Source organism: Cohnella soli, from assembly GCF_042655525.1.
Taxonomy (GTDB): Bacteria; Bacillota; Bacilli; order Paenibacillales; family Paenibacillaceae; genus Cohnella; species Cohnella soli.
Map to the genome: position 1 here is coordinate 1 of NZ_JBHSMI010000037.1, position 1,666 is coordinate 1,666.

Annotated in this window: 3 protein-coding genes; all 3 read left to right on the forward strand. The window is 38.9% G+C overall.

The window, feature by feature from the left end; genetic code table 11:
• Positions 1 to 114 precede the first annotated feature (114 nt).
• The 3 genes from ACFPOF_RS23725 (at position 115) to ACFPOF_RS23735 (ending at position 1,369) form a co-directional block, all read left to right on the forward strand.
• The gene (locus ACFPOF_RS23725) at positions 115 to 477 is read left to right on the forward strand and encodes a VOC family protein (protein WP_378137348.1); all 363 of its coding nucleotides are present in this window, start codon (positions 115 to 117) and stop codon (positions 475 to 477) included.
• 161 nt (positions 478 to 638) lie between these two features.
• Positions 639 to 764, forward strand: coding sequence for a hypothetical protein (locus ACFPOF_RS23730; RefSeq protein ID WP_378137350.1), 126 nt, complete (start codon positions 639 to 641; stop codon positions 762 to 764).
• A 47-nt stretch (positions 765 to 811) separates the two neighbouring features.
• Positions 812 to 1,369 carry a DEAD/DEAH box helicase family protein gene (locus ACFPOF_RS23735; RefSeq protein ID WP_378137352.1) on the forward strand — a complete coding sequence of 186 codons (558 nt, stop codon included), beginning with the start codon at positions 812 to 814 and terminating at the stop codon, positions 1,367 to 1,369.
• Positions 1,370 to 1,666: the final 297 nt, after the last annotated feature.

Here is a 1,666-nt window from a genome sequence, read left to right on the forward strand (position 1 = left end):
ACGTTATCTGAAACCGGTGCAGTACAGTCAACAATAAATTCCTAGAACAGGAAGGGAAATCATCACGCTTGAAGAACATTATATAAATCTGATTCTTTTAAGGAGACAACAAAAATGTCATTAATTGGGGAAATCCATTATTTCCGTATACCAGTAATAAGCTTAGAAGAGTCAGTAAGATGGTACACAGAATGTTTAGGATTTCACCTTAGAAGACAGAATAAAGATTTAGCTGTATTTGAATTGAAAGAAGGGCCATTACTTGTTTTAGTTAAGGCGGATACAAATTCGAGAGGCCACTTAATAATAGACGGAAAACCAGAATTTTCTGTTGGCTTTACTTGCCAAGAAATTCATAAATTCCGTCAGGAATTAATTGATCAGAATGTTGAAGTAGATGAAATGGTAGAAGAAGATGGTCATTATTATTTTCATTTTTATGATCCAAGTAAAAATAAGCTCCAAGTACATTGGTGAACATTTCAAAAAGAACACGGTTGCCTAATCGCAACCGTTTTTTAATTAAATGTTTGAATAAGAGAATAAGTATTTGTAAGTAACTCAAGAAGGCACCGGCATCAGATAACACCATGTTCACGCTTCGGGCCATTCGGCCCTCGGTCCGGCAGAAGTTAGATGTGGATTCGGAGATGCAATTGGCAGAAGCAGGGAAGCAGAATCAGCCGGACACATCCGCACCGACTAAGCGCGTCGCGCCCGGCGACTTCGTCGCCTTAAGTCGGTGGGACGTCGTGAACACATGAACGTTATAAGAAATTGGCGCAATAACTTAAGAGCAGGAGTGATTACGATCAAATTCGTTTTATTATTTGGACCCCAGGCCGTTGGCAAGATGACGGTTGGTCATGAACTAACTAAAATAACGGATTTAAAATTATTTCACAATCACATGTCAATTGAATTATTTCATCCCTTCTTTGGTTTCGGTAGTGAAACATGGAGGTTAGCAAATATCGTAAGAAGAGAATTCTTCGAATCCTTTTCCAATAGCAATCAGTATGGGCTTATTTTTACTTATGTATGGGGATTTGATCTTCAGGGAGATTGGGAATATGTTAAACAAACCTGTGATATTTTTGAATCAAAAGGTGCTCAAATTTATTTTGTTGAATTAGAGGCGAATATTGAAGAAAGAATTAAACGAAATCTAACACCGTATAGACTTGACCAAAAACCAACAAAAAGAAATATAGAACAGTCTGAAAAGGACTTAATTAACACGATGGAAAAACATAGACTGAACTCCTATGAAGGAGAAATAAAAAGAGAGAACTATTTAAGAATTAATAGTGCCAATTTAAGTGCAGTTGAAGTCGCAAAACTTATTAAAGATACGTTCAATTTGTAAAGTGCTTTTGTGAGTTACTCATGAAGGCGCCAACATCTTATAACACCATGTTCACGCTTCGGGCCATTTGGCCCTCGGTCCGGCAGGAGTTAGATGAGATTCGAAGAAGTAATTGACAGCAGCAGGGAAGTGGAATCAGCCGGACACATCCGCACCGACTAAGCGCATCGCGCCCGGCGACTTCGTCGCCTTAAGTCGGTGGGACGTCGTGAACACATTTACGTTAAGTGAAATTCCCGCGAAGAACAGATTTGTTCAGATGACTCGATGAAGAGAATTTAAAAGCCGTCTGTAGAA